Source organism: Massilia sp. R2A-15 (assembly GCF_030704305.1).
Lineage (GTDB): Bacteria > Pseudomonadota > Gammaproteobacteria > Burkholderiales > Burkholderiaceae_D > JAFCUW01.
In genome coordinates this window covers 1,456,207-1,469,383 of the sequence record NZ_CP131935.1, presented here as the reverse complement: position 1 = coordinate 1,469,383, position 13,177 = coordinate 1,456,207, and the positions used below count along the sequence as shown (strand labels likewise).

Annotated in this window: 10 protein-coding genes; 1 reads left to right on the top strand and 9 read right to left on the bottom strand. The window is 66.2% G+C overall.

Annotation, left to right across the window (positions count from 1 at the left end; translation table 11 throughout):
- Window positions 1–9: 9 nt before the first annotated feature.
- From Q4S45_RS06690 to Q4S45_RS06670, 5 genes are all read right to left on the bottom strand, one after another.
- A complete protein-coding gene (locus tag Q4S45_RS06690; RefSeq protein ID WP_305510310.1) occupies window positions 10–1,269 on the bottom strand; it encodes a glycerate kinase in 1,260 nt (419 codons plus the stop codon).
- 16 nt (window positions 1,270–1,285) lie between these two features.
- Window positions 1,286–2,182, bottom strand: coding sequence for a 2-hydroxy-3-oxopropionate reductase (glxR, locus tag Q4S45_RS06685; protein ID WP_305510308.1), 897 nt, complete (start codon window positions 2,180–2,182; stop codon window positions 1,286–1,288).
- Window positions 2,179–2,958 carry an aldolase/citrate lyase family protein gene (locus Q4S45_RS06680; RefSeq protein WP_305510306.1) on the bottom strand — a complete coding sequence of 260 codons (780 nt, stop codon included), beginning with the start codon at window positions 2,956–2,958 and terminating at the stop codon, window positions 2,179–2,181. The genes glxR and Q4S45_RS06680 overlap by 4 nt, the downstream gene beginning before the upstream one ends.
- A 71-nt stretch (window positions 2,959–3,029) precedes the next feature.
- The gene (gudD, locus tag Q4S45_RS06675; RefSeq protein ID WP_305510304.1) at window positions 3,030–4,364 is read right to left on the bottom strand and encodes a glucarate dehydratase; all 1,335 of its coding nucleotides are present in this window, start codon (window positions 4,362–4,364) and stop codon (window positions 3,030–3,032) included.
- Between the two features lie 252 nt (window positions 4,365–4,616).
- The gene (locus tag Q4S45_RS06670) at window positions 4,617–8,123 is read right to left on the bottom strand and encodes an indolepyruvate ferredoxin oxidoreductase family protein (RefSeq protein WP_305510302.1); all 3,507 of its coding nucleotides are present in this window, start codon (window positions 8,121–8,123) and stop codon (window positions 4,617–4,619) included.
- A gap of 141 nt (window positions 8,124–8,264) precedes the next feature.
- Between Q4S45_RS06670 and Q4S45_RS06665 the strand changes: the two genes are divergently transcribed.
- The gene (locus Q4S45_RS06665; RefSeq protein WP_305510300.1) at window positions 8,265–8,732 is read left to right on the top strand and encodes an Lrp/AsnC family transcriptional regulator; all 468 of its coding nucleotides are present in this window, start codon (window positions 8,265–8,267) and stop codon (window positions 8,730–8,732) included.
- A gap of 94 nt (window positions 8,733–8,826) precedes the next feature.
- Here the strand turns inward: Q4S45_RS06665 and paoC are convergent, their stop codons facing one another.
- The 4 genes from paoC to Q4S45_RS06645 form a co-directional block, all read right to left on the bottom strand.
- A complete protein-coding gene (paoC, locus tag Q4S45_RS06660) occupies window positions 8,827–11,016 on the bottom strand; it encodes an aldehyde oxidoreductase molybdenum-binding subunit PaoC (RefSeq protein ID WP_305510299.1) in 2,190 nt (729 codons plus the stop codon).
- Between the two features lie 4 nt (window positions 11,017–11,020).
- Window positions 11,021–11,962 carry a xanthine dehydrogenase family protein subunit M gene (locus Q4S45_RS06655; RefSeq protein WP_305510297.1) on the bottom strand — a complete coding sequence of 314 codons (942 nt, stop codon included), beginning with the start codon at window positions 11,960–11,962 and terminating at the stop codon, window positions 11,021–11,023.
- The gene (paoA, locus tag Q4S45_RS06650; RefSeq protein ID WP_305510295.1) at window positions 11,959–12,615 is read right to left on the bottom strand and encodes an aldehyde dehydrogenase iron-sulfur subunit PaoA; all 657 of its coding nucleotides are present in this window, start codon (window positions 12,613–12,615) and stop codon (window positions 11,959–11,961) included. The genes Q4S45_RS06655 and paoA overlap by 4 nt, the downstream gene beginning before the upstream one ends.
- A 205-nt stretch (window positions 12,616–12,820) precedes the next feature.
- The gene (locus Q4S45_RS06645; protein WP_305510293.1) at window positions 12,821–13,078 is read right to left on the bottom strand and encodes a hypothetical protein; all 258 of its coding nucleotides are present in this window, start codon (window positions 13,076–13,078) and stop codon (window positions 12,821–12,823) included.
- Between the last annotated feature and the right edge of the window lie 99 nt (window positions 13,079–13,177).

Sequence of the window (13,177 nt, the reverse complement as noted above, 5' to 3'; positions counted from 1 at the left end):
CACTCTGTTTCACTCGATGTAGATCGCCCGGAAGTCGTTGACGTTGGTGAGCGTCGGCCCGCAAATCACCGAATCCCCCAGCGCCTGAAAGAAGCCATGCCCGTCATTGTTGGCCAGGCTGTCGCGCGGCTTGATGCCCCGCTCCCACGCGCGCGCCAGCGTGTCCGGCCCCAGCAAGGCGCCCGCAATCTCTTCTTGCCCATCCACGCCATCGGTATCGCAAGCAATCGCGTGCACGCCAGCCAGACCATTCAGGGTAACCCCCAGCGACAGCAAAAACTCGACATTGCGCCCGCCACGTCCATTGCCGCGTACCGTGACAGTGGTCTCGCCACCCGACAGAAGGATGCACGGCCGCGCAAACGGCTGCCCATGCGTCACCACCTGGCGCGCAATGCCCGCCATGACGATGCCCACATCGCGCGCTTCCCCCTCGATGCTGTCGCCCAGGATGTGCACCGGCACGCCGGCGCAGCGCGCCACTTCGGCGGCCGCCTCCAGCGCCATCTGCGGCGTGGTGATCATGCGCGTTTCACTGTTGGCCAGGCGCGGATCGCCCGGCTTGACCGATTCGCCGGCCCCGCCCTCCAGCAGCGTTCTCACCTTGTCCGGCATCGAAATGCCGTAGCGGCGCAGGATCGCCAGCGCGTCCGCGCAGGTGGTGCGGTCGGCCGTGGTCGGGCCGCTGGCGATATCGGCCGGGTCGTCGCCAGGCACGTCGGAAATCAGCAACGTCACCACTTTCGCCGGATGGCAGGCCGCCGCCAGCCGTCCGCCCTTGATGGCCGACAGGTGGCGCCGCACGCAGTTCATTTCGCCGATGGTGGCGCCGCTCCTGAGCAGCGCCTTGTTGATCTCCTGCTTGTCGGCCAGCTCAAGGTCGTCGCCCGGCAGCACCAGCAGCGACGAGCCGCCGCCCGAGATCAGGCAGATCACCAGATCGTCCGCGGTCAGGCCTTGAACTAAGCCGAGGATGCGGCGCGCCGCGTCCATGCCCGCCTGGTCGGGCACCGGATGCGCGGCCTCGACGATCTCGATGCGCTCGCACGGCACCGAGTAGCCATAGCGCGTGACCACCAGGCCAGTCAGTTCACCGGGCCAGTGCTGCTCCACCACGCGGGCCATCTCGGCGGACGCCTTGCCGGCGCCGATCACCAGGGTGCGTCCGCGCGGCGGCGCCGGCAGGTGCGGCGGCAGGCAGTGCGACGATTGCGCCGCTTCGACAGCGGCGTCGAACATCTGCCGCAACAGCTTACGTGGTTCGGTCATGCGCAACTCCCGTGCGTTATTGAGGGACAGGCGCGCCGATCTCGTAATTGGCCATCAGTTCGAGCGCGCGCACCAATGCTGAATGATCCCACGCTTTGCCGCCGTGCGCAGCGCAGCTGTTGAACAATTCCTGCGCCGTCGCGGTATTCGGCAGCGACACGCCCAGCGCGCGCGCGCTCGACAGCGCCAGGTTCAGGTCCTTCTGGTGCAGCTCGATGCGGAAGCCCGGGTCGAAGGTCCGCTTGATCATGCGCTCGCCGTGCACCTCCAGGATGCGCGACGCGGCGAACCCGCCCATCAGCGCCTGCCGCACCTTGGCCGCATCGGCGCCCATGCGCGAGGCGAACAGCAGCGCCTCGCCGACCGCCTCGATATTGAGCGCGACGATGATCTGGTTGGCCACCTTGGTGGTCTGTCCGTCGCCGTTGCCGCCGACGAGGGTGATGTTTTTGCCCATCAGCTCGAACAGCGGCCTGACGGTGTCGAACGCTTCCTGCGGCCCGCCCACCATGATGGTCAGGCTGCCGGCGCGCGCGCCGACTTCACCGCCTGACACCGGCGCGTCCAGGTAGGCGCAATCGAGCGCGTTGATGCGCAGCGCGAACTGCTTGGTCTCGATCGGCGAGATCGAACTCATGTCCACCACGATCTTGCCGGGCGAGAGGCCCTCCGCCACGCCGCCCTCGTCGAACAGTACCGACGCCACGTTCGGCGTATCCGGCACCATGATGATGACGATGTCGGCCTGTTGCGCCACTTCGCGGCCGGAGGCGCACTCGATGGCGCCGAGGTCCTTCAGTTCCGCGCTCACCGGCTTGTGGCTGTGCGCGAACAGCTGGTGGCCGCCCTTTAGAATATTTGCCGCCATCGGCACGCCCATGATGCCGAGGCCGATAAATCCTACTTTGCTCATGTCGCTGCTCCCTGTTTGTTGAATTTGGCGGCCAGCGCTTCCGCGCCGCGCGCCAGCACGCCGATGTCGCTGCCCACGGCGACGAACGTGAAACCGATTTCTATATAGTGGCGCGCCAGCTTCTCGTCGCCGACCAGGATGCCGGCTGCCTTGCCGCAGGCGCGGATGCGGCGCAATGCGTCTTCGATCGCTGTCACCACCTCGGGATGCATCGGCTGGCCGATGTAGCCCATCGACGCCGACAGGTCGCCCGGTCCGATGAAGATGCCGTCCACGCCATCGACCGCGGCGATCGCCTCGATATTGGCCAGCGCGTGCGGCGTTTCGACCTGCAGCAGCACGCACAACTGCTCCTCGCAGCGCAGCGCGTAATCCTTGACGCGGCCGTAGTCCGACGCCCGCGCCGCGGCGGAGTAGCCGCGCACGCCCAGCGGCGGATAGCGCGTCGCCGCCACGGCATTGCGCGCTTCCTCCTCGTCCTGCACGTACGGGATCAGGAGGGTCTGCACGCCGACGTCGAGGTAGCGCTTGATGGTGACGGTGTCGTTCCAGGGCGGGCGCACGATCGGATGCGCGGTGCCCTGCGAGATGGCCTGCAGCTGCGAGTGCACCATCGGCAGCTCGTTGGGCGAATGCTCGGTGTCGAGCAGCAGCCAGTCGAAGCCGGCGTTGGCCAGCACTTCGACGGTGATGTTGTTCGACAGGCCGGACCACAGGCCCAGTTGCAGCTGGCCGTCCCTGATGGCGGCTTTGAAGCGGTTAATCGGCAGATCCATGACGCGTATCCTTCATCGTGATCGTTCAAGACCGGGGTCAGGTCCGGCGGACCTGACCCCATTTTTTCGCATCAGCGGTCGAAGCTCGGACGCTTGTTATCGTACTTCCAGCCCGGGAAGAAGTACTGCATCGCGATCGAATCGTTGCGCACGCCCAGGCCCTTTTCCAGGTACAGCTGGTGCGCCTTTTCGATTGCTTCCATGTCGATCTCGACGCCCAGGCCAGGCTTTGCCGGCACATCGATCATGCCGTCGACGATCCTGAACGGCTCCTTCGTGAGGCGCTGGCCGTCCTGCCAGATCCAGTGGGTGTCGAGCGCGGTGATCTTGCCCGGCGCGGCGGCGCCGACCTGCGTGAACATCGCCAGCGAAATGTCGAAGTGGTTGTTCGAATGCGATCCCCAGGTCAGGCCCCACTCGTGGCACATCTGCGCCACCCGCACCGAACCCTGCATGGTCCAGAAATGCGGGTCGGCCAGCGGAATGTCGACCGATTGCAGCTGGATCGCATGGCCCATCTCGCGCCAGTCGGTGGCGATCATGTTGGTGGCGGTCGGCAGGCCGGTGGCGCGGCGGAATTCCGCCATCACCTCGCGGCCCGAGTAGCCGTTCTCGGCGCCGCACGGATCTTCGGCGTAGGCGAGCACGTGATCCTGGCCGCGGCACAGGCGGATCGCTTCCTTCAGCGACCAGGCGCCGTTCGGGTCAAGCGTGACGCGCGCATCCGGAAAACGCTCGGCCAGCGCGGTCACGGCCTCGATTTCTTCGTCGCCGCGCAGCACGCCGCCCTTCAGCTTGAAGTCCTTGAAACCATAGCGCTCGTACGACGCTTCGGCCAGCCGCACGATCGCTTCCGGCGACATTGCCTTTTCGTGGCGCAGGCGCAGCCAGTCGTCGGCTTCGTTCGGGTCGGTGACGTATTCGAGGTCGGTGGCCGTGCGGTCGCCCACGTAGAACAGGTAGCCGAGCATTTCGACCTTGTCGCGCTGCTGGCCTTCGCCGAGCAGCGCGCATACCGGCACGCCGAGGAATTTGCCGAGCAGGTCGAGCAGCGCCGATTCGATCGCGGTGACGGCGTGGATGGTCACGCGCAGGTCGAAGGTCTGCAGGCCGCGCCCGCCCGCGTCGCGGTCGCGGAAGGTCTCGCGCACCTTGTTCAGCAGGCCTTGGTAATTGCCGATCGACTGCCCGACGATCAGCTGGCGCGCGTCTTCCAGCGTCTTGCGGATCGGCTCCCCGCCCGGCACCTCGCCCACGCCGGTATTGCCCGCGCTGTCCGTCAGGATCACGATATTGCGGGTGAAGTAAGGGCCGTGGGCGCCGCTCAGGTTCAGCAGCATGCTGTCGCGGCCGGCCACGGGCACGACGCGCATCTCGGTGACGGTCGGGGCGCTGGATTGGGTCATTCGTCTCTCCACTTGGTTAGTTATCAGTCGTCATACAACATGATCTAAAGTATAGAGAGCAGAGGGAGGGAATGCAATCGCTTCGGTGAGATCTGTCGAAAAAATGATAGTTGTCTGACGACCCATACGGACGGTGAATGATGCTTATGAGATTATGGCGCGGGAATGAAAATGGGGTCAGGTTCGCGGAACCTGACCCCACCGGGGAGGACATCGGGGCCGGATCCTGAGGACCCGTCCCATTTTTGCCAATTAGGCGCGCATGCTCGCCGGCTGCTGCGACGACTGATCCAGCTGGCGGCGCAGCCCTTCCGCTTCTGCCTGCGCCTTGCGTACGTTGGCGAGCTTGATGTGGCCGTAGCCGCGAATCTGCTCCGGTACTTGCGCCAGTTTCAGCATCACGCCCTTGTTCTCGGCCGTGAGTTCGCGCGAAATCTGCGCGGCCAGTGCGAAATACTCGTCGCGCAGACTACGCTCCACGCGGCGTTCGGCGGTGTAGCCGAAGATGTCGAACGGCGTGCCGCGCAGGCCCTTGAGCGGCGCCAGCACGCGGAACGCAGTCTGCATCCAGCTGCCCAAGCGCATCTTGGCCGGCACATCGGAACCCGGACGCTTGCGCGCCAGCAGCGGCGGCGCAAGGTGGTATTCCAGCTTGAAGTCGCCGTCGAACTGCTCGCCGATCTTCTTCAGGAACTCCGGATCGGCGTGCATCCGCGCCACTTCGTATTCGTCTTTGTACGCCATCAGCTTGTACAGGCTGCGCGCAACGGCCTTCGTCACCGGCGTCTTCGGATCGATCGCCACCTCGCGCTGGCGCACCTGTTCCACCGCATCGCGGTAGCGCGCCGCATAGGCCTCGTCCTGGTACTTCACCAGCAGGCCGCTGCGCAGCGCGACGCTCTCGTCCAGCGAGGCCGGCATCGCAAACTGGATCACCTGCGCCTGCGGATTGGCCAGGCGCGCAATGGCGCCCTTGTCGGCGGCCGCGAGGCGCCCGAGGCTGAAGGCGCGCTTGTTCATGTCCACGGCCACCTTGTTCAATTCGATCGCACGCATCAGGGCCGGCAGGCCCACCGGCACCAGGCCGCGCTGCCAGGCAAAACCCATCAGCAGGATGTTCGCGCCGATCGGGTCCCCCAGCAGCTGCGCGGCGACTTGGTGGGCGTTGAGCGTGGCGACGTTGTCCGCGCCGGCGGACGCGGCCAGCTTGGCCAGCAGGTCGTCCTTGCGGATCGACGCATCCGGATTGCGCGTGAACTCCGCGGTCTGGATCTCCTGTTCGTTGGCGACGACCTTGGTGTGCTCGCGCTGCATCACCGCCAGCGCATCCGGCATCGCCGCCACCACCATGTCGCAGGCCAGCAAGGCGTCGGCCTGCTGCAGGTCGATGCGCACCTGGTTCAGCTGGTCCGGCGAGGCGCCGATGCGCACGTGCGACATCACCGCCCCGCCCTTCTGCGCGAAGCCCATGAAGTCGAGCGTCGATGCGCCCTTGCCTTCCAGGTGCGCCGCCATCGTGATCAGCGCGCCGACCGTCACCACGCCGGTGCCGCCCACGCCGGCCACCAGCATCTCGAACGGCTTGTCGAAGCGGTAGGGGCGCGGTTTCGGGAAGGCGGCGAGCATCGCGTCGAGGCGCGCCAGCTCGATCTGCTTGGCTTCGGGCTTCTTCAAGCCGCCGCCCACCACCGATACGAAGCTCGGGCAGAAGCCTTCGACGCAGGAGTAGTCCTTGTTGCAGGACGATTGCTCGATCTGGCGCTTGCGGCCCAATGGCGTTTCGAGCGGCAGGATCGACAGGCAGTTCGACTGGACGCCGCAATCGCCGCAGCCTTCGCAGACCGCCGGGTTGATCACCATGCGGCGCTGCGGATCGGGGAACGCGCCCTTCTTGCGGCGGCGGCGCTTTTCAGCCGCGCAGGTCTGGTCGTACACCAGCACCGTGACGCCGGCGATTTCGCGCAGTTCGCGCTGGATCACATCGAGCTCCTGGCGGTGGTGCACCGTGACGCCTTCGGCCAGCTTCACGCCATCATAGTTTTCCGGCTGGTCGGTCACGACGACCACCTTGACGGCGCCTTCGGACAGCACCTGCTGCACGATCTGCGGCACGCTCAATTTGCCGTCCACGGGCTGGCCGCCGGTCATCGCGACCGCGTCGTTGTACAGGATCTTGTAGGTGATGTTGGTGCGCGCGGCGATGGCCTGGCGGATCGCCAACAGGCCCGAGTGGTAGTAGGTGCCGTCACCCAGGTTTTGGAAGACGTGCTTCTCGTTGGTGAAGCGCGAGGCGCCTACCCAGGGCACGCCTTCGCCGCCCATCTGGGTCAGGTTGAACGTGCTGCGGTCCATCCAGGTAGCCATGAAGTGGCAGCCGATGCCGGCCAGCGCGCGGCTGCCCTCGGGCACCTTGGTCGAGGTGTTGTGCGGGCAGCCGGAGCAGAAGTACGGCGTGCGCTTGACCGCGTCGGCGCCGTTCGACAGCAGGTCCGCGGCGCAGAACGCGGGCCGATACTGTTCCAGCCCCAGCTCCGGAAAGTGCGGCGCGAGCCAGCGGATCACGGACGGCGCGATGCGCGACGGGCGCAGCTCGCCCAGCGCCGACAGCAAGGCGCGGCCATCGGCGTCGGTCTTGCCCAAGAGGCGCGGACGCGAGCCTTCCGGCTGGTTGTAGAGCAGCGTTTTCAGCTGGTCTTCGATGACCGGGCCTTTTTCTTCGACCACCAGCACTTCCTGCAAGCCGGATGCGAATTCAGCGATGCGGGTTTTCTCGAGCGGGAAAGTCAGGCCCGGCTTGTACAGGCGCACGCCAAGTTCTTCGAGGCGCGCGATGCCGATGCCCATGCGGCCCAGCGCTTCGAGCAGGTCGAGGTAGGCCTTGCCGGCACTGATGATGCCCAGCTTCGCGCCAGGCGCGGCGACCACCATGCGGTCGATCGAATTATGTTTTGCGAAGGCCTGCACCGCATCGAGCTTGGCGGCCACGCGCACTTCGAGGCCAAGGCCAGGCAGATCGGGCCAGCGGATATGCAGGCCGCCGGCCGGCGCCGCGTAATCGGCCGGCGCCTCGTAGGTGCGCGGCGCGGGGATATCGATGACGGCGCCGCCTTCGACGGTTTCCGAGATCGCCTTGAAGCCGACCCAGGTTCCCGAGAAGCGCGACAGCGCCCAGCCGTAAGGACCAAATTCGAGATACTCCTGGATGTTCGACGGATTCACCACCGGCATGCTCCAGGCCATCAGCGCCTGCTCGCTCTGGTGCGGCATCGACGACGACACGCAGCCGTGGTCGTCGCCCAGCACCACCAGCACGCCGCCGTGCGGGGACGAACCGTAGGCGTTGCCGTGCTTGAGCGCGTCGCCGGAGCGGTCCACGCCCGGGCCCTTCCCGTACCACATGGCGAACACGCCGTCGACCTTGCGGTTGGCGGCGTCGTTCTCGACCTGCTGCGTACCCAGCACCGCGCTGGCGGCCAGGTCTTCGTTGATCGCGGGGAGGAACTCGATGCCGTTCGCCTCGAGCAGCTTGGTGGCGCGCCAGACTTCCTGGTCCACGGCGCCCAGCGGCGAGCCGCGGTAGCCGCTGATGAAGCCCGCCGTGTTCAGGCCGCGCGCGGCGTCGGCGTCCTTCTGGTCGATCAGCAGGCGCACCAGCGCCTGGGTGCCGGTGATGAAAATCCGGCCGGACTTGCGCTGCAAATTATCCTGCAGCTGGTAGTCGGGATCGACCAATGCGCCTTGCTGAACTTCCTGATCCACAGTGTCTCCTCATGGGCGTCCCTGCGTGGGAACGCGTGTTGTCCGAATGAGGAAATTTTATAGGCTGGATGAGGAAATTTATTCTTGTTTTGTTCTAGAATGAAACCATTACGGTAGAAAATACCCTAGAACGGCCAAAATATGAAAAAACATACCCTTGACGCGACGGACCGCAAGATCCTCTCCCTGCTGCAGGAGAACAGCCGCATGTCGAACGCGGAACTGGCCGAGGCGATCGGCATGTCGGCCACGCCGTGCTGGCGGCGCCACAAGGAGTTGGAGGACTCGGGCTACATCGACGGCTATGTGGCGATGGTGAACCGGCGCGCGGCCGGCCTGCCGCTGTGCTGCATGCTGCACGTGTCGCTGACGCGGCACACTGAGGGCGCGGTCGAGACGTTCGAGAACGCGATGCTGGTGCGGCCGGAAGTGATGGAGTGCTACGAGGTGACGGGGGCGTTCGACTACATCGTCAAGCTGCTGGTGGCGGACATGGACGCGTACCACGACTTCCTGCATAACGTGATGGTCAAGCTGCCGGGCGTGTCGCAGGTGAACACCAGCGTGGCGCTGCGCGAGGTGAAGTACGAGACGGCCTTGCCGCTCTGATGTCGTACCAGCGGAGGCTGGAACCCATGCTGAACCAACACTTATGGTAAAGCGTGCTCAGTATGGGTACCTGCCTGCGCAGGTACGACAACCCTTAGATATACGCCGGCATTTTGGCCAGCAGCTTGTCGAGCGTGACCGGATACTCGCGCACGCGCACGCCGGTGGCGTTGTAGACCGCGTTCGCCACCGCCGCACCCACGCCGCAAATCCCTAGCTCGCCCACGCCCTTGGCCTTCATCGGCGACGAAATCGGATCGGTCTCGTCGAGGAAAATCACTTCCTGGTGCGCGATGTCGGCATGCACCGGCACCTCGTAGCTCGCCAGGTCGTGGTTGACGAAGTAACCGGTGCGATGGTCCACCACCAGCTCCTCCATCAGCGCTGCGCCCACGCCCATCGTCATGGCGCCGATCACCTGGCTGCGCGCCGACTTCGGATTGAGGATGCGGCCCGCCGCGCACACGGCCAGCATGCGCCGCACGCGCACTTCTCCGGTCGCCGCATCCACCGCCACTTCGACGAAGTGACCACCGAAGGTCGACTGCTGGTACTTCTTATCCAGGTCGCCGTATTCCATCATGTCTTCGGCCACGATCTCGCCGCTCGCCGCCGCCTGCTTCAGCGGCACCGAGCGCCCGCCGGCAGTCACCATGCCGTCGGCGAACTGCGCGTCGGTCATGCCGAGCTTCTGGCCGACCGCCTCGCGCAGCTTGACGCAGGCCGCGTACACGCCGGCCGTCGAACTGTTGCCTCCCCACTGGCCGCCCGAGCCCGACGACACCGGAAAAGTCGAGTCGCCCAGCTTGACCATCACCCGGTCCAGCCCCACGCCCATCATCTCCGCCGCGGTCTGGGCGATGATGGTGTAGCTGCCGGTGCCGATGTCGGTCATGTCGGTTTCCACCGTCACCAGGCCATTGCCGTCAAGGCGCACGCGCGCCGCCGACTTGGTCACCAGGTTGTTGCGGAAGGCCGCAGCCATGCCCATGCCGATCAGCCAGCGGCCCTCGCGCGTCTTGCCCGGCGTGGCATTGCGCTTGCTCCAGCCGAAGCGCTCGGCCCCCAGCCTCAGGGTCTCGACCAGCTGGCGCTGCGAGAACTGGCGCTGGCGCTTGGCCGGATCGACCTTGATGTCGTTGATGATGCGGAATTCGACCGGGTCGATCTTCAGCTTTTCCGCCATTTCGTCCATCGCGATTTCCAGCGCCATCAGTCCCGGCGCCTCGCCCGGCGCGCGCATCGCGTTGCCTTCGGGGAGATCGAGTTCGGCCAGCCGCATCGCGGTCAGGCGATTGACGCCGGCGTACAGCAACTGGGTCTGCTCGACCGCCGTTTCCGGCTTCCCGCCGGGCAGGTCGCCGGACCAGCTTTCGTGGCCGATGGCGCTGATGCGGCAGTCGCGCGTGCAGCCGATGCGGATGCGCTGGATCGTCGCCGGCCGATGCGTGGTGTTGTTCGCCATGAGCGGCCGGTGCAGCGCCACCTTGACGGGCCGCTTCGCCGCGCGCGCACCGAGCGCGGCCAGGATCGCCTCCGCGCGCACGAACAGCTTGCCGCCGAAGCCGCCGCCGATGAAAGGCGAAATCAGCCGCACATTGTCCTTTGGGATGCCGAGCGTTTTCGCGACGTCGCCGCGGCTCCAGTCCACCATCTGGTTCGAGGTCCACAAGGTCAGCTTGTCGCCCTCCCACGATGCGATCGAGGCGTGCGGCTCCATCATCATGTGCGACTGGTCCGGCGTGGTGTAGGTCGCGTCCAGCTTGACCGGCGCGGCCGCGAAAGCGCCGGCGAAGTCGCCCACCTTGTGGTCCGGCTTGTCCTTGGCCGGCTTGGCCCCGGCCTTGGCGGCGGCCAGGCTGTAGCGCCCTTTCTCGGCCGCGTACTTCACCCGCACCAGTTGCGCCGCCGCGCGTGCCTGCTCGAACGTGTCGGCCACCACCAGCGCCACGGCCTGGTGATAGTGTTCGATTTCCGGCCCGCCCAGCAGCTTCGCGGTATTGAACTTGCCCTTGCCCAGCTTGCCCGCGCTGTCGGCGGTGACGATCGCGATCACGCCCGGCGCGCGCTTCGCTTCGGCCAGGTCGATCGACGCGATGCGCCCCTTGGCAATCGCGGCGCCGACCACGTGGCCGTAGGCGGCGTTTGGCGCGGCCTGGTGCTGCTCGTAAGCGTACGGCGCCGTGCCGGTGGTCTTGAGCGGGCCGTCGATGCGGTCGGTCGGGCGTCCGACGACCTTGAGCTGGTCGATCGGATTGGTGGTGGCGGGAGTGTCGAATTTCATGAGGTCAGCCTTTCTTCGCTTCGGCCATCACCGCGGCAAGCGTGCGTTTCACCAGGGTTACCTTGAATGCGTTGTCGGGGGTCGTTCTGGCGCCGGCCAGCAGCCGGTCGGCGATGGACTTCATGTCGCGCTCCCCCGCTTCCACCCGCCACGGTTTGTGCGCGACGCCGCCAAGCGCCACCCGTCCCGTCCCGTCGGGTCCGACGATGGCCGCCACCGAGACCAGCGCAAACGCGTACGACGAACGGTCGCGCACCTTGCGGTAGATGTGGACGCCGCCGACCGGCTTGGGCAGGGTCACCGCGGTTATCAGCTCGCCTGGCGCCAGCGCGTGCTCGATGTGCGGCGTGTTGCCGGGAAGCCGGTGGAAATCGGCGATCGGGATCACCCGCGCCGAGCCGTCCGCGCGCACGGTCTCGACCTTCGCATCGAGCACGCGCATGGCCACCGCCATGTCGCTCGGGTGGGTCGCGATGCAGGCGTCGCTGACGCCGAGGATGGCGTGGTGGCGCGTGAAGCCGCCGATCGCGGAGCAGCCGCTGCCCGGGCTGCGCTTGTTGCAGGGCTGGTTGGTGTCGTAAAAATACGGGCAGCGGGTGCGCTGCAGCAGGTTGCCGGACGTCGTCGCCTTGTTGCGCAGCTGCGCCGAGGCCCCGGCCAGCAGGGCACGCGACAGCAGGCCGTAGTCGCGGCGCACGCGCGCGTCCGCGGCCAGGTCGGTGTTGCGCACCAGCGCGCCGATGCGCAGGCCGCCGTCCTGCAGCGGCTCGATCTTGTCGAGCTTGAGGCCATTCACGTCGATCAGGTGCGACGGCGTCTCGATGTCGAGCTTCATCAGGTCCAGCAGGTTGGTGCCGCCGGCGATGAATTTGGCGCCCGGATTGCGCATGGCCGCGGCCGCGGCTTCGGCCGGCGTGGCGGCGCGCTGATAGGTGAAGGCCCTCATGCTTTGCCTCCCGCGACTTCGGTGATCGCGTCGATGATGTTCGAGTAGGCGCCGCAGCGGCAGATGTTGCCGCTCATGCGCTCGCGGATCTCTTCGGCCGACAGCAGCGGTTTCTCGGTCAGGCTGGCCGTGACGTGGCTCGGTATGCCCTGGCGGATCTCGTCGAGCACGGCGACAGCCGAACAGATTTGCCCCGGAGTGCAATAGCCGCACTGGTAGCCGTCATGCTTGACGAAGGCCGCCTGCATCGGATGCATTTTTCCCGGGTTGCCGAGGCCCTCGATGGTGGTCACGCTGGCGCCATCGTGCATCACGGCCAGCGTGAGGCAGGAGTTGATGCGGCGACCATCCACGATGACGGTGCAGGCGCCGCACTGGCCGTGGTCGCAGCCCTTCTTGGTGCCGGTCAGCTGCAGGTGCTCGCGCAGCGCGTCGAGCAAGGTGGTGCGGGTGTCGAGTTCGAGCGAGCGGACCTGGCCGTTCACGCGCAGCGATGTCTTCGCCATCACCGGCGCCATGGCCGGCGCGGGCGATGCGGACTGCGGCACGGGCTGCGCGCCCGCCAGCGACGGCACCGCCGACGCCGTGGCGGAAATCGCGCCGGCAATCAGCAGGTCGCGCCGGGATATTTTAATGTCGCTGAAATCGTCCATGTGTTTGCATCCTTTTGGCGGGAGTAGTTACGGCGCGGCTGGGCGGCGGCGCGTTGTGTAAATTAATATACAAACGGCCTTGACGGCGCATGATTCGCGGCGTTTGCCGCATGGGCCTGTGCAAACGATGCATGAGTTGCAGGGCAACAAAAAGGGCGACCAATGTCGCCCCATGTCACCGCTTGCAACGGTGGGTCAAGACTACTTAGCGCGATTTGTCGTCAGGCCCTTTCGAAGACTCCCGCGAAGGGCTCTGGCCGGAGCCCGAGCCAGGCATTCCCGACTGGCGCGATGCGTCGTCCTTCTGGCCCTGGCGGCCGATCTCGGTTTCCTGGTCGCGGGTGCCGCTCTGCTGGCCGGAACCCATGCCGCCCGAGCCCTGCGATCCGGACTGGCGCGACTGGTCGGTGCCTTGGGTACCGCCCTTGTTGCCTTGATTACCTTGATTTCCTTGGCTTGCCATGATGTGTCTCCTGTTAATTATTTCATCGGTATCGCCACCGAATTGGCATTTCGCTACCGGACCTTCATCGTAGGCCGCGCTCAGGCATTGTTTAATCGG